Below are 21,592 nucleotides of genomic sequence, written 5' to 3'. Positions count from 1 at the left end.
AGTGACCACCTGAACCTAGATACTCTAGGATTCACCCTAGGTAACCAAGGAGGAGGTGTCAGATGGCCCGTGCGGGACTCACCGTCGACCGACTGGTCGCGGCCGCCGCCGACCTCGCCGACGAGGTGGGCTTCGAGAGCGTCAGCCTGTCCGCGCTGGCCCGGCACTTCGGGGTGAAGGACGCGAGTCTGTACTCGCACGTCCGCAACCTGAACGACCTGCGCACCCGGCTCGCCCTGCACGCGGGCGGCGAACTGATCGACCGGATCGCGGTGGCCGTGGCGGGCCGGGCCGGGAAGGACGCGCTGGCCGCGTTCGCGGGCGCGTACCGGGCGTACGCGCTCGACCACCCGGGCCGGTACGCGGCCACCCAGATCCGCATCGACCAGGCCCTGATCGCCGACTCCCCCGCCATGCGCCGCACGGCCGAGATCACCTACGGCATGCTCCGGGCCTACGGCCTCGACGAGCCGGATCTCACGGACGCCGTACGCCTGCTGCGCAGTACCTTCCACGGCTACTGCGCCCTGGAGTCCGCGGGCGGCTTCGGCGCGGCCCGGGACGTCCAGGTCTCCTGGGACAAGGCGGTCGATGCCCTGCACCTCGCCCTCACACACTGGCCCCGGGAGAAGAGCAACGATGACTGAGTCCCTGTCCTACGACGTCACGGGCAGCGGACCCGTGCTCCTGCTCGTGCCGGGAGGTGCCGGGCACCCCATGGGGCTCGGCCCGCTCACCGAGCGGCTGGCGCACCGCTTCACCGTGGTGACGTTCGACCCGCTGGGCCTCGCCCATGGCCGGCTCGGCCTGCCGGTCCCGGACCAGCACCCGGCGGACTGGAGCGAGGGGGCGCACCGGGTGCTGGAGGCGGTCCTGCCCCCGGCCGAGCAGGCCTACGTGTTCGGGACCAGCGCCGGCGGCATCGCCGTTCTCGACCTGCTCGCCCGGCACCCGCGGCGGCCGGCGCACGTGGTGGCGCACGAACCGCCGTGTGTGATGGTGCTGCCGGACGGCCGGGAGCGGCGGGAGGAGCTGATCGGTGCGCTGGACGGTCCCGGACGACCGCCCGCCGAGGGCGCCGACGCGACCCCGATGGGCGTCTTCCTCGCCCATGTCCTGCGCCCGTTCACCACCTACGTCCCCTCCCCCACCGCCCCGGAACACCGCCTCACCCTCGCCGTCGGCGCGGACTCGCGCGGCCAACTCCTCGATCGGACGGCCAGGTTGCTCGCCGACCGGCTCGGCAGCCCCTTGGCGGAGTTCCCCGGTGGGCATCTCGGCACCCTGGATCACCCCGTGGAGTTCGCCGACGCCCTCGCCGACACGCTCCTCTCCAGCGCGCACACCTCGTCGTAGGAGGGTGTGGTGCCGCCCGGCACCCGCCCGGTCGCGATGTCGGCCACCGCGTCCAGGGCGGCACCGAGCGCCCGCCGGTAGAGCAGGGAGCCGAGGCTGACCCGGCGGACGCCCAGGTCGGCCAGCTGGGGCACGGTGGGTCCGGCGGGTGTGTAGAGGACGTTGAGCGGGGCGTCGACGTGCCGGACGACGTCCGCGATCCGGCCGGGGTCGGTGAGCCCGGGCACGAACACCGCGTCGGCGCCCGCCTGCCGGTAGGCGTCGAGGCGGCGCAGGGTGTCCGTCTCGTCGCCGTCGCCCAGCCAGCACGTGTCCGTGCGGGCGTTGACGAACAGGCCGGGCACGGCGGCCTTCACCGCGGCGATCTTCGCGGCGTGCCGGGCGGTCGGCCCGAGCCCGTCCTCCAGATTGATGCCGACTGCCCCGACGGCCCACAACTGGTGGGCCAGTTCGGCGACTTCGCCGGGATCGTCGGAGAATCCGTCCTCGGTGTCGACGGAGAGCAGATAAGGCTCCGAGCCGAGGGTGAGGGCGAGACGCAGGGTGTGTTCCCGGGTCGCGGCCTCACCGTCGGGCAGTCCGACGGCCGCCGCCACGGCGAGACTGGTCGTGCCGATCGCGGAGAACCCGCGGGCCGCGAGTGCGGCGGCCGAGGCGTGGTCCCAGGCGTTGGGCAGGAGCAGCGGCTCGCCGGGGCGGTGGTGGAGTCCGGCGAAGGATGTCGCGGCAGGCTCTGCGGTCTCTGCGGTCTCTGCGGTCATACGCCCACGCTAGGGGCGGGTCGTTTCGGCCCCGGCCGAACTGTGCGGACCGGCTGCCGTCCGGGTCCTACGCCCCGCGTTCGGCCACGCTGCGTTCCACGCAGAACTCGTTGCCCTCGGGGTCGGCGAGGACCACCCAGCCGGTGCCGTCCTGCCGCCGCTGGTCGTCTACTTGCGTCGCGCCGAGGGCGAGCAGCCGCTCGACCTCCTCGTCACGGGTGCGGTCCTGCGGCTGGAGGTCCAGGTGGACGCGGTTCTTGACGGTCTTGGGGTCCGGCACGGTCACGAAGAGCAGGCCGGCGGCCTCGATCAGAGCCTCCGGATCCCCCGGATTGTCGTCCTCGTGCAGGGGCTGGCCCAGGGCCTGGGACCAGAAGCTGCCGAGGGCGTAGGCGTCGGCGCAGTCGATCGTCACGTGCCTGATCTTGGAAGTCATGCCTCGGATTCTGGTGGGCGCCCCGAGCTATGCAAAACGAGTTTGGCAACCTCTCCGGATCCGGCGGCGACCAAAAGGCATGACATCTGCACGACGCACGACACGTCACCGCCTACGCGACCAGGCTCAGCGGGGCGTCACCGACCACGACGGCCCTGCGGATCGCCCGTCCGGCGCCGTGAACCGGAAGGTCCTGACCTCGCCCGAGACCAGCCAGCGGACGCTCAGGTCGTAGTCCCCGCGCACCTCCACGGCCGCCAGGTCACGGAGGGGCAGGGGGTCGGGCTCCGCGGTGAGCCGGGCGAGGGCGACGAACAGGGTGGGGGTGTCGCCGGTCGTACCGGAGAGGGCGAAGCCGCCCGACAGGCCGTGGACCGGGACGAGTTCGGCCCGCCCGTCCTCCCAGGGCACCCATCCGGTGACCTGCACCTCGGTGCCGGGGTCCGCCCCCGCGACCAGATGGGCGCGCACTTCCACCGCACCGTCGGCGACGACGAGGCTGGTCACCTCCGCCCCGGAGCCAACCCTGTACCGGGAGGCCGCCCAGTCCTTCCCCACGCCCAGGGGCACAATGCCCGTGCGGAGCGGGTCGCCGCCGACCATGACGATGTTGTCGGGCGGGGACCCGAGGGGCCGCGTGACCGTGGAGTACGCGAACCGCGTGTAGTAGGGGTCGTAGCGGATGTCCTCGCTGCCGTGGTTGTGGAGGCGGACCACGCCGTCCGAACGGGTGGACTGCAGAATCCAGTTGGGGCCGACGACCGAAGTCACCGCGTCCGCCCGCTCCGTCGGCCCCGGTTCCTCGGCCGCCGTCCAGACCTCGTGGTCGGGAGGCAGGATCAGCCCCAGGAATCCCTTGCTCGCCCAGTACGGCGACGCGGGGCCCGAGTAGGTCTGCAGGACGGCCTCGTCGGGGCCGTGCCAGCCGAGCGTCAGCAGACCGCCCGCGTCCACGGCACCGCGGTCCAGGAAGTACTTCAGCGCTCCGGAGGCCAGTCGTCGTGTCTCGCCCGCCGCAAGGGGCGTACGGCCCGTGAGCGCGCCCAGCCACAGCGGGGCCGCGGTCGCGAACCGGTACGTCAGCGAGCGGCCCTGGTGCATGGGCGCGCCGTCGCCGCCGAACAGGCGGGCGTAGTCGACGAGATGGCGTTCGAGGCGGCCGCCGTACAGCTCCAGCAGTTCGGGGTCGTCGGCCAGCCAGGCGTGCAGCACCGGATACAGGTGCATGGCCCAGCCGTTGTAGTAGTCGTACTTGCGGCCGTCTCCGTCGGTGTACCAGCCGTCGCCGACGTACCAGTCCTCGATGCGCTCCAGACCGCGGTCGATCGCCTTGCGGGCGGCCTCGGGTTCGTGGCCGATCTCCGCGAGGAAGCCGCCGACGGTGACCGGGAACAACTCCCAGTTGCAGGGCCAGGGTTCGGCGGTGAGCGCGTCCGTCAGCCAGGTCGCCGTCCGCTCGCGCACCGATGGGTCCAGGCGGTCCCACAACAGGGGGCGGGTCAGCCGCAGGGCGAGGGCGATCGAAGCGGCCTCGACCAGCGGCTGGCTGCGGTCGGTGATCTGCGGCCAGACACCTCCGGGGCCGGCCGCCAGGCCCTCGGCGTAGCGGCCGAGCGCGGTCTCGTCGCGGCGGAAGGCGGCCAGCAGGAGGGTCCGGGCGTATCCCTCCAGTCCGTCGGAGAGGTGGCCCGCGTGGCTCACATGGTCGCCGGGCAGGTGGTAGAGGGCGCGGTCGGCGGTGGCGTAAGGCTCGACGGCGGCGAGCAGGGCGTCGGCGGCCGCCTCCCAGTGGGCGCGGGTGCAGCCGGTGTACGGGCTCGCGGAGCGGTCGTCGGCGGGCAGTTCGATCACGGCGGTGGCTGTCCTTCCTGGCGGGCCTTCAGCGCCCGGTATCCGGCGTGCCTGGAGCGCGCTGGATCCGGCGGGCCCGGAGCGCCCGGGATCCGGCGGACCTGGGACGCTCCGGTTCCGGTCGGGGCGCCCCAGGAGTTCATTCCACCCGGACCCTGCCCTCGGACACCAGATGCAGGGCGAGGAGTTCGTCGCGGACCAGTCCGGCGTAGACGGTGGCGCCGTGCACGGAGGTGTGCGTGTTGTCCCGCTTCTCGTTGTAAAGGTAGAGCGTCTTGGAGCCCTCGACGCCGAGGGACTCGGCCAGCGCCTTGGTCTTCGCACCTCGCCTGCCATCCCGTCGATGACCTTGGGGCGCTCGATGTAGGCGGTGGCCAGCTCCATCAACATGACGGTGAAGCCGGCGAAGTCGGCTGGATCTCCCGTGCACAAAGATGACCGCGCAGGAGAAGCAGCCCTGCTCCAGCCACTCCGGTAAGGCCAAGACGTTCGTCACGTCCGTCCCCCGGGTTGCGCAACCATCACCATCCGACGTAGCCCGTACCGTCAAGGATCTCCGGCTCGCCCTCGTGCTGTGACCAGGGCGCCGCAGCGCTTGAGCGAACAGGTCGGTTCGGCTCTTCGTCGACAGTTCCAGTGGTGCGACTGCGCCGGCCGTGGCACGATGCCCGGCGGGGAGAGGGGGACACGATTCTGTCAGTCGTCGCGAACGTCGTGATCGGGCTGGTGACCAGCCTGCTGGGCGGCGGGTTCGTCTGGCTGTGGGAACGGGCCAAGCGCACGCGGGCGGTGAACAGGCGCGCGGCCTTCTTCGGCGTCCGTCCGGGGCAGACGTGTCTGATCGTGCTGGGCAGCAAGTACAACGCACCCGGCACCGCGCATTACCGGGATGTGCGGGCTGTCATAGAAGTGACCCTGCTTGTAGGTGAGTTGGACTGCGAGGTCTCGGTGGAGGCCGGTGACTTCCGCGGCAGCAACGGCGATCGCACCGAGTTCTGCGTGGGCGGCCCCGCCGGCGACTCCAACATCCGCACTCGCGGCCACCTCGCTGCCCATCTGCCCGGAGTCACCATCCACCCCTACCTCGGCAGCCGCCAGGACTCGGTAGCCATAGAGGTCGGCGGCGAGAAGTTCCTGTTCGACCGGGGCAACCAAGAGTACGCCCTGGTGGCGAAGTTCACGCCCGCGGAGTCCAGCCGCCCGGTCTTCCTGGTCTGCGGACAGACATCCATGGCCAACCTGGCAGCGATTCACTTCCTCCGTCGCGCGTATGCACGGGTGGCCACGGAGTTGTCCTCGCTGGAGCGCTTCTGCATCCTGATCAAGATTTCTGACATCGGAACCTACGAGTTTCATCGCGCAGAGCTGGAACGGGATGTCACCGCGGCCGCGTTCGCGTGCTGACAGCGCTCACCGTTACGGGACCTCACCGAGCACAACAGCCGCTGCCCGCCCCCATGTCACTCTCTGGGCGAGTTCGTGCCGGAGTTCCGCCGCATGCCCGAAAGCGGCATCGCGGTCCCGTAGCTTTCGGTCGATGGCCCGCGCCCAGTTGGCTGTGTCCTTCTCTTCGTCCCGTGTGAGTTCGACGACAAACCTGCTTGCCTGCTCACGCCCGAGTGTCTCCCGCAGCAGATCGGCAAGTCCGCTCTGCGATCCCACCAGAACCGGAATGCCCCGGGTGATCGCCTCAAGCCCGACCAGGCCGAACCCCTCCTTCCGGGAGGGCATGATAACCAGGCTGGCGGTGTCCAGATCGTCGTCGATACGAGCCTGCTCTGACGTATAGGGACGGACCACGACCTCCAGCCCCGGACTCGCGGCCCAGCGCACGATGTCCGACCTCGCCTCGTCCACTTCGGCCTCCGGGGCTCCGCGCACGATGAGCCGGACATCCTCAAGACCGTCTTGGTGCTGCCACTCCGCGACCTGACCGCAGGCCGCCGCAGCGACGTCGACGCCCTTGAGGTGGGCGTCCTCGGCGCGGCCCAGCAAGACGACCCGCAGCGGCTCTCCCTCGGGTGGACAACGGTCCCCCGGACTCGGCACAGCGGAGTCGAACCCCGGATCGAGGCGCGCGGGGAGAAGTCCGGCCGGGCTTTTGACCTCGGCAAGGAACTGCTGGTAGAGCCGGGGGCCCACTGCGACCATGCGATGGGCGGTCTTGCTGAGCGCCCGCTCGATGCCGGTGCGTTCCTCGGCCCGCAAGCCCGCGTCGTTCGCCCGGTCCGGCTTGTACCACTCGATGTCGTCCGGAGCCATGTGCACGAAGTGCAGGCGCCGGGCAGTGGGGAAGAAGTCTTCGACCAGTTTCTGGGCCGCGGGTCCGGTGATCCGGCCGTGCCCCAGGACCAGATCGGGCTCGGTGCCCGGGGGCAGTTTCGGTCGGCTCGTCAGGCGTACGTCCTCGGAGGCACCGGGCCTGGGGGAAGTGGGAAGCAGAGTGACATCGGCTTCCTTGGCGGAGGTTTCCTCGGCGTCGTTCGCGTCGAGCACCACACAGAACACCTGTGCTCCGGCGGCGGCCAGCGCCCGGCACAGTTCACGGTTGAACGTACTGAGCCCGCCGTGGGAGGAGGCCCACTCGGTGGCCACGGACAGGACGACCGGAGGGCGGGCGGCCGGTACCGTCGTACTGGGGGTGCCTGTCTGCGGGTGCGTGGCTTGCGCCGTCGCCGCGGGAGCGACGCCGAGTGCGGAGCGGACGCGCTGCACCGCCTGGACGAGATCGACGTCGGTTTCCTGGCGCAGTGTGGTGATGTCATCGGGATCCGGCAGCAGCAGGAATCGGACCAGGAAAGCGGGCATCGACATGTTGTTCAACTCTGCGGCGGACTTGGCGATTTGCTGGGCCGCCAGGTCATGGTTGCCGGTCAGGAGGTGGGCCATGGCGGTGTTGTAGTGACCCAGCGCGCGGTCCCACGGTTCGTCGGCCAGTCCGAGGGCGCGATCGGCCAACTCGAGTGCGTCGGCTCCGCAGCCGGTGGCAAGGCTGAGGTAGGTCAGGCAATTGGCCTGCTCCCAGCTGGGATTCAGGGCGAAGGACGACTGGAAGCGGGCCTGGGCGCGATCGACGTCGCCACTTGTGTACGCATCGAACGCGGCGAGCAGGTGGTTCTTCGCCAGTTCTACCCGGAGGTGCCCCGTGGCCTTCTGGAACCATGCCTCGGCAGGCCAGGACCGCAGCGGCAGGCGAACACGGTCAGCAACGATTCGGCCGCCGAGCGTCGCTATCCGGGATGCAGTCGCCTTGAAACCGTCGGTGTCGGCCAGCGAGACATCGTCCGAGTCCGCCGCGAACAGCCAACGCTCGACCGTGTGGTTGCGATATGTACAGGTGACGGTGGTGAGGTCGAGGGCCGCGGGTTCGCCCGCTTTGAGGATCGCGTAGTGGAGGTAGTCGACCGGCGGGACGCTGTCCGGCCCGGCTGCGGGCAGTGTCTCCAGCGCCCGGAAGCTCTCTTCGACATCCTCCACGTTCATCTGGGAACCGAATGTCACGTAGAACTGCAGGGGTTCCTGGGCGAAGTCGCGCAACAAACCGTTCAGTTGACCGATCAGCATGCCCCGGACGTCGGTCCGGCTGGTGATGGCCCGGGCGTGGGGCGCCTTGCCGATGGTGCTGGCGGTCCAGAGCCGTGCGTAGACCTCGTCGAAGAGTTCCGTGTCGGCGGCAAAGCGGAGAATACCCTCCGGAGAAAGGATCTCCTGCGCGACCAGCTTCTTCCTGAACTCGTCGCACTCGTCACGGGTGATCTCCGGCAGCCCGGTCATGCAGTAGGCGAACCACGCCTCGTCCGGTGTCGCGTGACCCAGCGCGGACGTCAGAACGTTGAAGGCGATCAGCTCGCGCGGGGTCATCGCGCGTACGGCACGGATCAGCGGACGGTCCAGGACGTCGCGTCCGCCCGACTCCATGCGACGGCGGATGTCTTCGAGTACTTCGGGCGTGAGTACCAGGTTGTCTGCGAGGCCGCGCTGGAGACGGGCGAACATCTCGTGGCAGTACAGCTGGATCTCATACGGATTGCCATCCGTCAGCTGTCTCAGCGAGGTCACGAGATCGCGCCCGCCGAGGCCGTAGATTCCGGCGTTGTGGAGGGGACGCACGATGCAGTCCTCCACGTCGTCGTACCTCGCAGCAAACCCCCTGACCTCGATCTCCTTGAACTGTCGAAGGATCGGTGAGTGCACGTCCTTGATCCGCTCGATGAGCCCGGCCGTACCCGCGAGCACCAGTACCAGCCCGTCGACACGTGTGGTGAGGGAACGCAGGACCGACAGCGCGCGGACGTCCTGGGCGATCAGCTGCGCTTCGTCGACCAGCAAGGCAATGGGATGCCCGAGCAACTGCCTGAAGAAGGAGAGGTCGGCCCGCAGTGCCGCCTCCGGTACCTGGCCCCCGGCCTCCGCAAGGGCCACCGCCTCCGGAAACTCCAGCGGGGACACGGCCGCCGCGCCGCCAGCCCCAGCCATGACCCGCCGCACGGCCGGCCCGTCGAAGGAAAGCTCCCTGCCGCTCCGCTTGGCCTCGGCCACGACGGCCGAGGCCAACTCGTCATATAACTTGCGGAAGAAGGTGATCGGGTCCCCGTCGCCCTCGATCAGCTCCACCCACGCGGTGGTCAGCCCGCGCGCCGCGGCCATCCGTTCCGTGGCGTAGAGCAGGCTCGTCTTCCCGGCGGCCCGTGGCCCGTGCAATGCGATGCAGACCGTCGGCCGGTCGACGGCCGCTTGGGCGAGTTCGTACTCGATCGCCGTGACCTCCTCGCCGCGCCCAGCGAAGACGGCGGCATCACGCACCGGGTTTCGGAAGTCGTACGGATTGCGCAACTGGGATATGTCCACGGGCCCCCTCACCTCATGTCGATCGTACGATCTGCACGGCAGATGGAGGAGGCTGTTCGGGTGGTCAACCGGAGCGGACAATGCCGTGCAGATCGTTCCTTGCGGTCAACTGCCCTGCGTCCACTGCTGGTTCGTCCCCCCATTACAGGCGTACGTGATGACCGCGGCGGAGTTGGCGGTGGACGCCCCCGACACGTCCAGGCACTTGCCGCTCGAGCGGGCCTTGATGTTCACATAGGAGCCGGAGGGCACGAGTGACCACTGCTGGGTGGTGGCGCCGGTGCAGTCCTCCTGGGTGATGCCGGCGGCGTTCTCCTGCAGGCACAGGGAGCTGCCCCGGCCCAGCAGTTCGTGGTAGCCGTTGCCCAGGTCCTTGAACCACCACTTCTGGTTGGTGCCGCCGTTGCAGGTGTACTGGCTGATGGCGGTCCCCTGCCAGAGGGACTGGCCCGGCACGTCGGCGCACCTGGAACTGTGACGGGCGACAAGGGTGTTGTACGTGGCGCTCGTGCCGGTGACCGTGCCGGCGGCGGTGTCGGCCGTGACCTCCGGGGACCAGGAGAGGGACATCGAGGTGGAGGTCGGGAAGGCGAGCGGCAGCCACACGTACCGGGAGTCGTTGACCGTGCCGCCGAAGGAGTTGCCCCAGCGGTCTCCCATGTACAGGTACGCGGTGCCCGAACCGCCCTGCACGGGAAGGACGTACGCGGTCTGCGAGCCGTAGGCGGTGGAGTCGCCCACGTTCGCCCACGCGGTCCAGGGGCCGGCGAGGGAGGTGGCGGTGGCGTACTGCTGCTGGTTGGGGTTCCAGCCGGTGGCACCCGACGTCAGCATGAAGTACACGCCGTTCCGCCTGAACAGCGCCGGTGCCTCACGGTGGCCGCCGGGCCAGGGATCGGCGAGCAGGCTGTCGATGCCGGTGTAGGCGGCGGTCAGCCGGTAGATGTTCAGGTCGTAGTTGTCGTTGGCGGCCGAGACCATGTAGGCGGTGCCGTCGCTGTCGACGTAGGTGGTCAGGTCGCGGGACATGTACTGGCCGAGCGGGCGGAAACTGCCCTGGTAGGTGTAGGTGCCGTCGACGGTGCCGGAGACGGCGACGGCGGCGCGGGCCTCGCTGTAGTCGACGCCGTTCTCCTTGTGCATCCACATGACGAACTTGCCGCTGGACGCGTTGTAGATGACCTTGGGGCGCTCGATGTAGGCGGTGGCCAGCTCCGTGGCGGAGGACTGGGACAGGACGTGACCGCGGAACTCCCAGCTCTTCAGGTCGGTGGAGCGGTAGGCGTCCACATAGCGGAAGGTGTTGTCGGAGTTGCGGTCCTCTCCGAACCAGTAGTAGAAGGAGCCGACCTTGATGACCCCGCCGCCGTGGGCGTGCAGGGCGTTGCCCGAAGTGTCCGTGAACCGGGTGCCGTTGGTGATCGTCTGCGGTGCCGCCTGGGCGGGCCCTGCGGTCGCCAGGGCCGCGGCGAGCGCACAGCACAGGGCGAGCAGGATCGCGTACGCGCGTCTCATCTCACGCACTCTCCTTCACGGTGTCGGCAACGGGGACGCCGAAGTCCGGGGTGCCGTCCGGCTTCCAGCCGAGCCGCTGGATCCGGGTGTGGCGGTTGGGGTCGTGCAGCGGGTCGCCGGTGATCTCCTTGTACTGGCGGGCGTGGTAGACGAGGACGTCGCTGTGCCCGTCCTCGGCGACGGTGAAGCAGTTGTGGCCCGGCCCGTACTGCTTCGTCGTGTCGTTGCTGGTGAAGACCGGGGCCGGGGACTTGGACCAGCTCGCCGCGTCCATGAGGTCGCTGTCGGCGTCGGCGGTGAGCAGGCCCATGCAGTAGTGGTGGTCGGTGGCGCTCGCCGAGTAGGTGAGGAAGACGCGGCCGTGGCGCTGGAGGACGTACGGGCCCTCGTTGACCTTGTAGCCGACGCACTCCCAGTCGAACTCCGGCGTGGAAAGCCTGACTTGGGGTCCGGTCAGCGTCCAGGGGTTGGCCATCCCGGATATCCACAGCGCGGTGTTGTTGTCCATGCCGGGCTCGTGCTGGGCCCAGACGAGGTAGCGGGTGCCGCGGTGCTCGAAGGTGGTGGCGTCCAGGGAGAAGGTCTCCCAGGCCGTTCTGACCTGCCCCCGCTCCACCCACGTCCCCCGGAAGGGGTCGGGGCCGGCGTTCTCCAGCACCCAGATGCGGATCGCCCACACGTCCTCGGCGGGCGCGGAGGCGAAGTAGATGTACCACTTGCCGCCGATCCGGTGCAGTTCCGGCGCCCAGATGTGCGCGCCCATCGGGCCGGTGACGTGCGCCCGCCAGATGACCGACTCGGCTGCGGTGGTCAGCCCGTTCAGGGTGCGGGAGCGGCGCAGGACGATGCGGTCGTACTCGGGGACGGTCGCGGTGAAGTAGTACCGGCCGTCGGTGTGGCGGGTGATGTGGGGATCGGCGCGCTGGAGGACGAGTGGGTTCACGAAGCGGGCCGTCTCGTGGGAGGCGGGCGGGGACGCGAGTGCGGGGGTCGCAGACGTGGCAGTGGTGGCCGCCAGGGCGCCGGCGGCCGTGGCGCCCTTCAACAGCAGGCGGCGGGTGGGGAGGTGCGCAGGGCGTGGGTCGCGGCTCATGCGGGCTGCCTCTCGGTGGGGCGAGCGGGGACGAGTTCGGGAAGGTTCGATATCCCGAACATCATCTGTGATTCCGAACGCCGAAAAGGTAAAGGTGGGCAACCAAGAGGTCAACGCTCCGGTCGGACAGAGGGGTGAGCGAATTCCACGAGTGTGCGAATTTCTGTTATCCGACCACGGGTTCTCGCGTCTCCCAGACGTGCGCACCCACACCCACAGAACAGCAGCGGCCGCAGGCGCCCTCGCGGCCGTCGCCCTCACGATCGGCGCCCCCTCGCCGTCCGTCGCGGCCGGCACCCGGGACGTCACCGCCGACGTCCTCGCCGGGCGGGACGTCACGCTCACCTCGGACGCGGTCGTCACCGTCCCGTCCGGGACGACCACGTACACCGGCGTCTTCCGCGGCCGGGGCACGCTCACCGTGCGCGGCGCCGGCACGCTGATCCTCACCAGGGACAGCGACTTCACCCTGCCCGAGTCCCGGCAGCGGCAGATCGTGCGCATCCGGGGCGGCAACCACCCGTTCACCACCGTGACCAACCCGGACCCGCCCGCGATCACGGTCGAACGCGGAGCCACGCTGCAGTACGGCACCGGCGGCGCAACCGGCTTGATCGGCCATTTCCCGTACGACACCCCCGGCTACCGGTTGAACCAGCTCAACGTACGGGTCGACGGCACCCTCCGCCTGTCCCTGACCCGCACCTTCAACATCGGCACCATCAGCGGCTCGGGCCTGGTCACCCAGCCCCGGCGCATGCGGGGCACCCTCGACCTCGCCGGCACCCACCCCTTCTCCGGGGTCATCGACAACGGCACCGGGATGGCCGTGGGCCGCCCCGAGTACCCGGTGGCGCTGCCCCGTGCCCGCGCGATCCTCAACCGGGGCTCATGGATCATCGACACCCCGCTCGACCGGACGATCACCCTGCGGCAGGACTTCTACCAGCGGGAGTACGGCAGCGACATCGACGTGCACACCCGGCCGGGCAGCAGGGTGGTGCTCACCGGGCAGTACAGCTACAGCGACCGGGGCGGCGACTCCCACCCCTCGCTGAGCACTGCGTCCCTGAACTGGCGGTCCGTTCCGCACCGGTCGAACAAGCGGGGCACGAACATCGAGGGTGCCGACGTGCGGTGGGGCGACGGGACCACGCACCGGATCTTCATGCCGGGCACGCGGGACACCGTGTACGTCAATCTGCACGCCGCCGGTGGCCGACGGTCCCGGCTGACCCTCGACTACGACGGTCCGGTGACACTGGGCGCCCCCATCGGCGGCGGCAGGTACCACGACACGCTGGCCGCGCCCGGTGCCGGGGACGTGGTGATCGCGGGGACGCACGGGAACGACGTGACCTTCGCGGCCGCGCAGTACTACGACGGCTCGACGACCGTCGGGAAGGGCGCGGTGCTGCGGCTGGGCTCGGGCGCGCAGGGCGGCGACGGCTCCCTGCTGACGGGGACGGTGCGCCGGCGGATCGTGAACGACGGGACGCTGTACCTGCGGAACGTCTCGACCCCTGTGCGGCTGACCCACGTCGGCGGAGGCGGCGCGCTGGTCCAGTCGGGCGCCGCGACGACCATGCTCACGGGCGACGCGGTGACGTACACCGGGACGACGACCGTCGCGCAGGGCACGCTGGCCCTGCGTTCCGGGGCGTCTTTGCTGCACAGCAGGGCGATCAGACTCACGTCGGCGGGCGCACTGCTCGACGCGGGCACCTCCGGGCTGCGGGTGGCCACGTCGCTCACCGGCACGGGCACGGTGCAGGGCGCTGTGACGAACGACGGCTCGGTGGCCGGCGGTCTGACGGTGACCGGGGACTACACGCAGCACGCGCGGGGCGAACTGATGCTGCGGGAGCGGCCGTTGAAGGTGGCGGGCAGACTGCGGCTCGCCGGGTCCTTCGACCTGTCCGCCGTCGGCGCTCATCCGGCGCCCGAGATCACCGTCATCGAGCACGGCGGCCGCTCCCGGACCACGGGTGCCTTCGGCGGCCTGCCGGACGGCGCCCGGCTCGAACTCGCCGACACGCACTACCGGATCGGCTACAACGGCGGCGACGGCAACGACGTCGTGCTGACCGCGACCGGCCACAGCCTCGCCTCCGGCGTCCACGCCGAGCCCGCCGCCGACGCGGGTGCCATGAGCCCCCGGACCGCGAACACCGTGGCCGGCCGCTTCGGCTGGTGGCCGTACGTCCTCGCGGTCGGCCTGCTCGGCGGCCTGGTGTTCCCGGCGACCCTGCGCACCCGGGGCAGGGGCCGGCGCGGTGGCGGCCGGCACGCGGCACAGGGGTAGGGGGCGATTACGGCGGGCCCCGGCGGATCGAGATCCGCCGGAGCCCGCCGTCCGAGCGCGTATGTGCCCGCGGGCTCAGTCCGTGCCGGACTCCATCGCGGCGCGGTCGAGCATCGTCTCCTCGTCCGCGGCCTCGCCGCGCGAGGCGATCGCCTCGGCGCCGCCCTGGTCCATGGCGCCGATCAGGCCGGTCGAGGCCGCCTGGGCCGCGCCGATCGGGGCCGGGTGGTCGGTGCCGACCAGGCCCAGGGTCGCGTACTGCTCCAGCCGCGCGCGGGAGTCCGCGATGTCCAGGTTCCGCATGGTGAGCTGGCCGATCCGGTCCACCGGGCCGAACGCCGAGTCCTCGGTCCGCTCCATGGAGAGCTTGTCCGGGTGGTAGCTGAGCGCCGGGCCCCGGGTGTCGAGGACCGAGTAGTCCTCGCCGCGCCGCAGCCGCACGGTCACCTCACCGGTGATCGCCGCGCCGACCCAGCGCTGCAGCGACTCGCGCACCATCAGCGCCTGCGGGTCCAGCCAGCGGCCCTCGTAGAGCAGCCGGCCCAGCCGCCGGCCCTCGTTGTGGTACGCGGCGACGGTGTCCTCGTTGTGGATCGCGTTGACCAGACGCTCGTAGACGATGTGCAGCAGCGCCATACCGGGCGCCTCGTAGATGCCGCGGCTCTTCGCCTCGATGATCCGGTTCTCGATCTGGTCGGACATGCCGAGCCCGTGCCGGCCGCCGATCGCATTGGCCTCCATGACGAGGTCGACCGGGGAGGCGAACTCCTTGCCGTTGATGGTGACCGGGCGGCCCTGGTCGAATCCGACCGTCACGTCCTCCGTGGCGATCTCCACCGACGGGTCCCAGAACCGTACGCCCATGATCGGGTCGACGGTCTCGATGCCGGTGTCGAGGTGCTCCAGGGTCTTCGCCTCGTGCGTGGCGCCCCAGATGTTGGCGTCCGTGGAGTACGCCTTCTCCGTCGAGTCCCGGTACGGCAGCCCGTGCGCGAGCAGCCACTCCGACATCTCCTTGCGGCCGCCCAGCTCCGTGACGAAGTCCGCGTCCAGCCAGGGCTTGTAGATCCGCAGGTGAGGGTTGGCGAGCAGCCCGTAGCGGTAGAACCGCTCGATGTCGTTGCCCTTGAAGGTGGAGCCGTCGCCCCAGATCTGCACCCCGTCCTCGAGCATCGCCCGCACCAGCAGCGTGCCCGTCACGGCACGTCCCAGCGGTGTGGTGTTGAAGTACGGGCGCCCGCCCGACCGGATGTGGAACGCGCCGCAGGCGAGGGCCGCGAGCCCTTCCTCGACCAGCGCGGCACGGCAGTCCACGAGCCGGGCGATCTCGGCCCCGTACGCGAAGGCGCGGCCGGGCACCGACTCGATGTCGAGTTCGTCGTACTGGCCGATGTCGGCGGTGTAGGTGCACGGGACGGCACCCTTGTCGCGCATCCAGGCGACGGCGACCGAGGTGTCGAGCCCGCCGGAGAAGGCGATACCGACGCGCTCGCCGGTGGGGAGGGAGGTCAGGACCTTGGACATAGCAAGATTATGCATCACCTCGCATTTTCATGCAACGCCTGCAGCTCAGGACGCGATCCGGGTCCCGCGACCCCATCGACTAGCGTCGTGTCATGAGCAGCAACACCTCCTCCAGCCTCGCCGAAGCCCTCGCCGCCGGGACGGTCGTGCTCGACGGCGGCATGTCCAACCAGCTCGCGTCCGCGGGGCACGACCTGAGCGACGAGCTGTGGTCGGCCCGTCTGCTGGCCGAGCGGCCCGAGGCGGTCACCGAGGCACACCTCGCCTACTTCACGGCGGGCGCGAACGTGGCGATCACCGCCAGCTACCAGGCCACCTTCGAGGGCTTCGCCAAGCGCGGGATCGACCACGCGGAGGCGTCCCGGCTGCTCGGACTGAGCGTGGAACTGGCCCGGGAGGCGGTACGGCAGGCCCGGGGCGCCGGGGTCGCACGGCCGCTGTGGGTGGCCGCGTCGGCCGGCCCGTACGGGGCGATGCTCGCGGACGGCTCCGAGTACCGGGGGCGGTACGGGCTGAGCGTGGACGAGCTGGCGGCCTTCCACCGGCCGCGCCTGGAAGTGCTGGCCGCCGCCGCTCCGGACGTGCTGGCGCTGGAGACGGTCCCGGACACCGACGAGGCGACGGCGCTGCTGCGGGCGCTGCGGGGACTCGGGGTGCCGGCCTGGCTGTCGTACACCGTCGACGGTCCGCGCACCCGGGCCGGGCAGCCGCTGGACGAGGCCTTCGCCCTCGCCGCCGACGTCGACGAGGTGATCGCGGTCGGCGTGAACTGCTGCGCCCCGGAGGATGTGGAGTACGCCGTCGAGACCGCGGCCCGGGTCACCGGCAAGCCGGTCGTCGCCTATCCCAACAGCGGGGAGGCCTGGGACGCTCAGGCACGCGCCTGGAAGGGGCGGACCACGTTCGGCACCGAACAGGTGAAGGGCTGGCGGGACGCGGGGGCCCGGCTGATCGGAGGATGCTGCCGGGTGGGTCCAGAGGCGATCGCGGGGATCGCCGGAGCACTCACCGTGTAGGGCGAGCGGGCCGCCGCTTGCGCGGGGGCAGCCTCGGCGCCGGGCCCCGTCAGGACTCGCCCGGGCCATGCGCTCCGCCCCCGCCGGACCCACCTCCGTCCCGAGCCGGGCCATGGCCCCGGGGCGAGGAAGTCGCCCCCGCCCGGCCGCCTGCCGCGCCGCCGCGGCGGTACCGGGCGCGTCATGTCCGGGCACCGGCCGCATACGGGCCGGTCCGAACGCGGCGTGGCGCTCTCCGGCGGCGACGGCCGTGCGGAAGCACCACTCCGCCGCGGCCGGCTCCATGCCGGGCAGGCGACGGCGGCCGAGGAACGCCGGGGCTGCGGTCCCGCCGCGTTCGGCCGCGGCCATGGCCGGCTTCGCCCGCACGCCCGGCGACAATGCGCGGCCCCCCGCACCTGAGCAGCGGCGCGGTATCCGCTCGACGGTCCCAAGTGCCCACTCCTCAGCCTGACGTACCGCCCGCATCACGGATACCGAGAACCGTGGCGGTGAAGTCCGCCAGTTGTCCCCGCAGTTCCTCGCGGGGCACGGACCTCTCGCCGGCCAGGTGGGCGACCAGATCGGCCCGGGTGGCGGCGAGCAGTGCGTGGGCGGTGAAGTCTGCGGAGCCCGCGCCGACCGACGGGATCCGCTCCAGGAGGTCCCGGAGCAGGGCGTGCCAGCGCTCGTAGTGCTCGGCCCGGTAGGGACTGACCGCGCCGGTCTGCTCCAGGGCCAGTGCCAGGTGGCGGTTGTCTAGCTTGAAGCAGAGGACGGCGTCGAGCAGCGCCGGCACGCGTACCGGTGGCGGGGTCGCGGGCCCCAGGGGCGCCGGGCCCTCTTCGACCGCGTTCCTGACCGGCTCGAGCCGTGCCTCGTACAACGCGCGGATCAGCCCGGTGCGATCCCCGAAGGCGCGGAAGAGGGTCGCCTTGCCGACGCCGGCCGCGGCCGCGATGTCGGCCATGGTGACGCTCTCGGGGCTCTGGCACTGAGCGAAGAGCGTGTCGGCGGCGGCGAAGACGGCCGCCCGGTTGCGCGTCGCGTCCTTGCGCGGTCTGCGCTCGGTCATACGGCTTCTCCCTCGGTCACGTTGCTCCTGCCTCGGCCACGTGGCTCCCCGCTTGCGATCCGGACCCGCGGTCCGTATCGTCCACCGAAACGGACCACCGGTCCGTATCGTACGGGACGGAGGATTCCATGCCCACACACACCTCACCGGACGTGCTCTACCGCCACAGCCTGCGCCTGCTCCTCGCCAAGGACATTCCCGCCTGGGTCGGCCTGTGGGCCGAGGACGGCGTCATGGAGTTCCCCTTCGCGCCCCCGGGCCGGCCGGCACGGCTGGAGGGCCGGGAGGCCGTCGCCGCCTACATGCGCGACTACCCCGACCACATCGACCTGCACGGCTTCCCCGACCTGCGGATCCACCGGACCACCAGGCCGGAGACGATCGTGGCCGAGATGCGCGGCGTGGGCCGTCTGGTCAAGACGGGCGGCCCCTTCGACATGACCTACATCGCCGTCGTGTCCGCCCACGAGGGGCGTTTCACCTCCTACCGGGACTACTGGAACCCCCTCGCCGTCCAGCAGCCCGGCCTGGACTTCGCGGGCGGCGGTGTCCGATGACCCTCACCGGCACCACCACCCTGGTCGTCGGAGCGACCGGCACCACCGGCGGCCGGACCGCCGCCGCGCTGATCGCCGCAGGCCACCGCGTCAGGGCCGCGAGCCGTCGGGCCGGCCGGACACCGGGCGCGGAACCGGTCCGCTTCGACTGGTACGACCCCTCGACCCACGACGACGCCCTCACCGGAGCCGAACGCGTCTACCTCGTCCCGCCGGTGGGTGACCCGGACCCGGCCGCGGTCATGCTGCCCTTCCTCCGCCGGGCGCGCGCCGCGGGCGTCCACCGCGCCGTACTCCTCAGCTCGTCGGCCGTCCCCGAGGGCGGCCCGGGAGTGGGCGCGGTGCACGGGGCGCTGCCCGGTCTGTTCGACCAGTGGGCGGTGCTGCGGCCCTCCTGGTTCATGCAGAACTTCACCGGCACGCACACACACGCCCACAGCATCCGTGCGGAGGGGGTCGTCCTGACCGCGGCCGGCACCGGCCGTGTCGGCTTCGTCGACGCCGACGACATCGCCGCCGTCGCGGTCCGCGCCCTGACCGGCGATCGTGCACCCGATGCCGACCTGATCCTGACCGGCCCGGAGGCGCTCAGCCACGACGACGTCGCCCGCATCCTCACAGAGGTGACCGGCACGCCGGTCACCCACCGGCACCTGACGTACGAACAGATGCGTGACCGCCTGGCCGCGACCATGCCGCTGGAGTTCGCCGCCATGCTCGCCGGCCTGGACCGCGCCATCGCTCAGGGGGCCGAGGACCGCACCACCGACACCGTCCAGCGCCTCACCGGCCGCCCGCCGCACAGCTTCCGGGCGGTGGCCGAACGCGAGTCGGCCGTGGACGGGACCCTGCTCCGGGCAGCCCCGGACATCGGTCCGACCCGGTAGGCGAGGACGACCGCTTACCGCTCAGCGGCGCCGCGCCCCCACCGAGCGGCGCAACCGGCGTACGGCTGAGGCGAGTTCGGCTCCGGTGACCCGGGCGTCGGAGGCGGAGGCCGGTTCCGGGACCGTGGGGGCGGCCGCCCAGAGGGCGAGTTCGGGATCCCGGGGGCCGTACGCGGTGCGCGGGACACCTTCGTCGAAGATCCGTACCGGATGGGAGGCGTCCCAGGGCTGCCAGCCCGGATCACCGGTCGCTGCGAACCGCACCCAGGCCGCGTGCATCGCGGTGCTCAGCTCCGGCGGGGCTCCCTCGCCGGCCAGCTTGGCGGACTCCGGAACGTCGCCGGTGTCGAAGACGAACCCGAGTTCCAGGGCGTGGCAGGCGGCGAGTCCGGGGAGGCGGGACGGCCAGGCGAACTCGTAGAGGTACGAGGTGCCGGGACGGGCGTCGGCCAGCCGGTGCAGCGGGGCGCGCAGCAGGTGGTCGGTGACCATCTGGCCGACGATCTCGGAGGTGCCGGCGTCGGGGTGCAGGGCGCGGTAGCCGCGCGGGACCTCGTGGCCGACGTGGCAGCGGGCCATGGCACCGGCCAGGGCGACCGGGCCGAGCCGGTCGACGCGCTCCAGGAGTCCACCGGGCACCAGCCACAGCCGGTACTCGTCCCGGGTCCAGCCCATGAGGAGGTCGACGCCCCGGGCGGCCTCGCCGTCGATGAGGGCCTGGAGCGGATCGCCGGGCACGAGGTCGCCGTCGACGACGACGCCGAAGGCGGGGCCGCCCAGGACAGGGCTGCTCAGCCGCCCCACCTCGGCCTGGGTACGCAGCAGCAGGTCACGGTCGACGGTGGCGAAGGCCTCGGCGGTCGCGGGGATCTTCAGCCGGGCGGCCATGCGGCGCACCATTCGCCGCACCTTGTCGCGCTCGGAGGCCTCCGGCGACCCGCTCTGCAGGACCGCCCGGCGTATCAGGCCCTGGGCCTGGGGTGCGGCGATCAGGGCTCCGGCGCTGATGGCGCCGGCCGACTGCCCGCAGAGGGTCACGTTGCCGGGGTCGCCACCGAATGCCGCGATGCTCTCGTGCACCCAGCGCAGGGCAGCCAGCTGGTCGCGCAGGCCGGGGTTGGGCGGCGCGTCCGGGAACAGCCCGTATCCCTCGACTCCCAGCCGGTAGTTGACCGAGACACAGACGACTCCGTCGCGGGCGAAGGTGCGGCCGTCGTAGACGGGGACGGCCGAGGACCCCCTGGTCAGGGCGCCGCCGTGCAGCCAGACCAGGACCGGGAGCCGGGCGCCGGGGCCCGGCTCGGGGGTCCACACGTTGAGGTTGAGGCAGTCGTCGCCGGGGATGACGGGGTCCGACAGGTATTGGGCGAAGGCCTCCGAGTACGGGGGTTTCGGCGCCGTCGGCCCGAAGGCTCCGGCGTCGCGTGTCCCGTCCCAGGGCTCGGGCGGCCCGGGCGGCCGGAACCGCCGGGGGCCGAAGGGCGGGGCGGCGTACGGGATCCCCCGGAACACCGCGACACCATGCTCGTACCGGCCGCGTACGGCCCCGTGGGGTGTGGCGACCACCGGGCCCGTCGGGTCTGCCGCCATCGCCCACCAGCCCTTCGCCGTGCTCCTGCACCGTTCACTTCAGAGCACCACATCACCGGGATGTATTCCGGTGCACAGGCCCCGCACTGGGCCGTTCGGGCTATGTCGGCGCGTGTGGCGTGCATGAGGATGCCGACGCCGGGCCGGTCGTGTCCACCGCGCCACAACCACCCCACCCCGTTCGAAGTTTCGAAAGTCCCCTCACCCACCGTCCCGCGAATTCCCATGTCTTCACGCCGAGTTGACGCGCACCTATCGTAGGAAGCGCTTTCTGCGTGCTCGACGGGCAGGCCGCGGAAGCAGCGTTGGTCGCAACTTTCGGTGGCCCGGGGCGGGCCGGAGAGGCGGGTTCCTCATGGTCCGTGCGGGGAGTGCGAGCGTGGCGGCCGGGCCGACGCTGGCGGTGGTCGCCCGTGAGGCCGGGGTGTCGGTGCCGACGGCCTCGAAGGTCGTCAACGGACGCGACGACGTCGCTCCCGAGACCCGGAGGCGGGTCACCGAGGCGCTCGACCGGCTCGGGTACGTGCGCCGACCCCGTTTCGACGCGACGAGGACGCCTGCCCTGGTGGACCTGGTGGTCCATTCGCTCGACAGCTCCTGGTCGGGTGCCGTACTGCACGGAGTGGAGGAGGCCGCGTACGAGGCGGGCCTCGAGGTGGTGGTCTCGGCGGGCCTGGGGCGGGGGGGGGGGGGGGGGGCGGGGGGGGGGAGGGGGGGGGGGGGGGGGGGGGGGGGGGGGGGGGAGGGGGGGGGAGGGGGGGGGGGGGGGGGGGGGGGGGGGGGGGGGGGGGGGGGGGGG

General features: G+C 71.4%; 16 protein-coding genes and 2 pseudogenes. 8 read left to right on the top strand and 10 right to left on the bottom strand.

Going from position 1 to position 21,592, the window contains the following annotated elements:
• The first annotated feature begins 62 nt into the window (after positions 1-62).
• Complete coding sequence (locus AC07DS_RS42160; RefSeq protein ID WP_479154031.1) at positions 63-647, top strand: TetR-like C-terminal domain-containing protein; 585 nt, start codon at positions 63-65, stop codon at positions 645-647.
• Entirely contained in the window at positions 640-1,356 is a 717-nt protein-coding gene (locus AC07DS_RS42155) for an alpha/beta fold hydrolase (protein WP_479154030.1), read from the top strand. Before AC07DS_RS42160 ends, AC07DS_RS42155 begins: the two co-directional genes overlap by 8 nt.
• Here AC07DS_RS42155 and AC07DS_RS42150 read toward each other — a convergent pair.
• The 4 genes and pseudogenes from AC07DS_RS42150 to AC07DS_RS42135 all read right to left on the bottom strand — a co-directional run.
• Positions 1,290-2,117, bottom strand: a complete 828-nt coding sequence (locus tag AC07DS_RS42150) for an isocitrate lyase/PEP mutase family protein (protein ID WP_479154029.1) — start codon at positions 2,115-2,117, stop codon at positions 1,290-1,292. The two genes, AC07DS_RS42155 and AC07DS_RS42150, sit on opposite strands and share 67 nt — an antisense overlap.
• A 67-nt stretch (positions 2,118-2,184) precedes the next feature.
• Positions 2,185-2,553: a VOC family protein gene (locus tag AC07DS_RS42145; protein ID WP_479154028.1), complete on the bottom strand. Its 369-nt coding sequence runs from the start codon at positions 2,551-2,553 to the stop codon at positions 2,185-2,187.
• A gap of 126 nt (positions 2,554-2,679) precedes the next feature.
• Positions 2,680-4,401 carry a DUF2264 domain-containing protein gene (locus tag AC07DS_RS42140; protein WP_479154065.1) on the bottom strand — a complete coding sequence of 574 codons (1,722 nt, stop codon included), beginning with the start codon at positions 4,399-4,401 and terminating at the stop codon, positions 2,680-2,682.
• 142 nt (positions 4,402-4,543) lie between these two features.
• Positions 4,544-4,726: pseudogene (locus tag AC07DS_RS42135) on the bottom strand (carbohydrate esterase); the annotation flags it as partial.
• A 317-nt stretch (positions 4,727-5,043) separates the two neighbouring features.
• Between AC07DS_RS42135 and AC07DS_RS42130 the strand changes: the two are divergent.
• Positions 5,044-5,808: a hypothetical protein gene (locus AC07DS_RS42130; RefSeq protein WP_479154027.1), complete on the top strand. Its 765-nt coding sequence runs from the start codon at positions 5,044-5,046 to the stop codon at positions 5,806-5,808.
• 12 nt (positions 5,809-5,820) lie between these two features.
• On the opposite strand, the gene AC07DS_RS42125 is transcribed toward AC07DS_RS42130, so the two are convergent.
• From AC07DS_RS42125 to AC07DS_RS42115, 3 genes are all read right to left on the bottom strand, one after another.
• Positions 5,821-9,252 (bottom strand): glycosyltransferase, encoded by a 3,432-nt coding sequence (locus AC07DS_RS42125; RefSeq protein ID WP_479154026.1) that lies wholly within the window; start codon positions 9,250-9,252, stop codon positions 5,821-5,823.
• A 105-nt stretch (positions 9,253-9,357) separates the two neighbouring features.
• Positions 9,358-10,767, bottom strand: coding sequence for an RICIN domain-containing protein (locus AC07DS_RS42120; protein ID WP_479154025.1), 1,410 nt, complete (start codon positions 10,765-10,767; stop codon positions 9,358-9,360).
• Between the two features lies 1 nt (position 10,768).
• Positions 10,769-11,860, bottom strand: a complete 1,092-nt coding sequence (locus tag AC07DS_RS42115; protein ID WP_479154024.1) for a glycoside hydrolase family 43 protein — start codon at positions 11,858-11,860, stop codon at positions 10,769-10,771.
• A 199-nt stretch (positions 11,861-12,059) separates the two neighbouring features.
• On the opposite strand from AC07DS_RS42115, the gene AC07DS_RS42110 reads away from it, so the two are divergent.
• Positions 12,060-14,165 (top strand): autotransporter, encoded by a 2,106-nt coding sequence (locus AC07DS_RS42110; RefSeq protein WP_479154023.1) that lies wholly within the window; start codon positions 12,060-12,062, stop codon positions 14,163-14,165.
• 75 nt (positions 14,166-14,240) lie between these two features.
• On the opposite strand, the gene argG is transcribed toward AC07DS_RS42110, so the two are convergent.
• Positions 14,241-15,689 carry an argininosuccinate synthase gene (gene argG, locus AC07DS_RS42105; protein ID WP_479154022.1) on the bottom strand — a complete coding sequence of 483 codons (1,449 nt, stop codon included), beginning with the start codon at positions 15,687-15,689 and terminating at the stop codon, positions 14,241-14,243.
• A 92-nt stretch (positions 15,690-15,781) separates the two neighbouring features.
• Here argG and mmuM point away from each other — a divergent pair, with 92 nt between their 5' ends.
• Positions 15,782-16,705 carry a homocysteine S-methyltransferase gene (gene mmuM, locus AC07DS_RS42100; protein ID WP_479154021.1) on the top strand — a complete coding sequence of 308 codons (924 nt, stop codon included), beginning with the start codon at positions 15,782-15,784 and terminating at the stop codon, positions 16,703-16,705.
• Positions 16,706-17,150: 445 nt separating this feature from the next.
• On the opposite strand, the gene AC07DS_RS42095 is transcribed toward mmuM, so the two are convergent.
• Positions 17,151-17,759: a TetR/AcrR family transcriptional regulator gene (locus tag AC07DS_RS42095; RefSeq protein WP_479154020.1), complete on the bottom strand. Its 609-nt coding sequence runs from the start codon at positions 17,757-17,759 to the stop codon at positions 17,151-17,153.
• A gap of 128 nt (positions 17,760-17,887) precedes the next feature.
• Here AC07DS_RS42095 and AC07DS_RS42090 point away from each other — a divergent pair, with 128 nt between their 5' ends.
• Together AC07DS_RS42090 and AC07DS_RS42085 are read left to right on the top strand one after the other, a co-directional pair.
• Positions 17,888-18,316: a nuclear transport factor 2 family protein gene (locus tag AC07DS_RS42090; RefSeq protein WP_479154019.1), complete on the top strand. Its 429-nt coding sequence runs from the start codon at positions 17,888-17,890 to the stop codon at positions 18,314-18,316.
• The gene (locus tag AC07DS_RS42085; protein WP_479154018.1) at positions 18,313-19,203 is read left to right on the top strand and encodes an NAD(P)H-binding protein; all 891 of its coding nucleotides are present in this window, start codon (positions 18,313-18,315) and stop codon (positions 19,201-19,203) included. The genes AC07DS_RS42090 and AC07DS_RS42085 overlap by 4 nt, the downstream gene beginning before the upstream one ends.
• Before the next feature lie 21 nt (positions 19,204-19,224).
• On the opposite strand, the gene AC07DS_RS42080 is transcribed toward AC07DS_RS42085, so the two are convergent.
• Complete coding sequence (locus AC07DS_RS42080) at positions 19,225-20,793, bottom strand: carboxylesterase/lipase family protein (RefSeq protein ID WP_479154017.1); 1,569 nt, start codon at positions 20,791-20,793, stop codon at positions 19,225-19,227.
• Positions 20,794-21,148: 355 nt separating this feature from the next.
• Between AC07DS_RS42080 and AC07DS_RS42075 the strand changes: the two are divergent.
• Positions 21,149-21,487 (top strand): annotated as a pseudogene (locus AC07DS_RS42075) (LacI family DNA-binding transcriptional regulator); the annotation flags it as partial.
• Positions 21,488-21,592 lie beyond the last annotated feature (105 nt).

It is taken from the genome of Streptomyces sp. NPDC044064, from assembly GCF_056434245.1.
This window is presented reverse-complemented; position numbering and strand designations above follow the sequence as displayed.

Coding starts and splice junctions, on each gene's coding strand:
- AC07DS_RS42115 (WP_479154024.1), bottom strand. CDS start 11,860: ATGAGCCGCGACCCACGCCCTGCGCACCTCCCCACCCGCCGCCTGCTG.
- AC07DS_RS42155 (WP_479154030.1), top strand. CDS start 640: ATGACTGAGTCCCTGTCCTACGACGTCACGGGCAGCGGACCCGTGCTC.
- AC07DS_RS42095 (WP_479154020.1), bottom strand. CDS start 17,759: ATGACCGAGCGCAGACCGCGCAAGGACGCGACGCGCAACCGGGCGGCC.
- AC07DS_RS42160 (WP_479154031.1), top strand. CDS start 63: ATGGCCCGTGCGGGACTCACCGTCGACCGACTGGTCGCGGCCGCCGCC.
- AC07DS_RS42145 (WP_479154028.1), bottom strand. CDS start 2,553: ATGACTTCCAAGATCAGGCACGTGACGATCGACTGCGCCGACGCCTAC.
- AC07DS_RS42085 (WP_479154018.1), top strand. CDS start 18,313: ATGACCCTCACCGGCACCACCACCCTGGTCGTCGGAGCGACCGGCACC.
- argG (WP_479154022.1), bottom strand. CDS start 15,689: ATGTCCAAGGTCCTGACCTCCCTCCCCACCGGCGAGCGCGTCGGTATC.
- AC07DS_RS42080 (WP_479154017.1), bottom strand. CDS start 20,793: ATGGCGGCAGACCCGACGGGCCCGGTGGTCGCCACACCCCACGGGGCC.
- AC07DS_RS42120 (WP_479154025.1), bottom strand. CDS start 10,767: ATGAGACGCGCGTACGCGATCCTGCTCGCCCTGTGCTGTGCGCTCGCC.
- AC07DS_RS42150 (WP_479154029.1), bottom strand. CDS start 2,117: ATGACCGCAGAGACCGCAGAGACCGCAGAGCCTGCCGCGACATCCTTC.
- mmuM (WP_479154021.1), top strand. CDS start 15,782: ATGAGCAGCAACACCTCCTCCAGCCTCGCCGAAGCCCTCGCCGCCGGG.
- AC07DS_RS42090 (WP_479154019.1), top strand. CDS start 17,888: ATGCCCACACACACCTCACCGGACGTGCTCTACCGCCACAGCCTGCGC.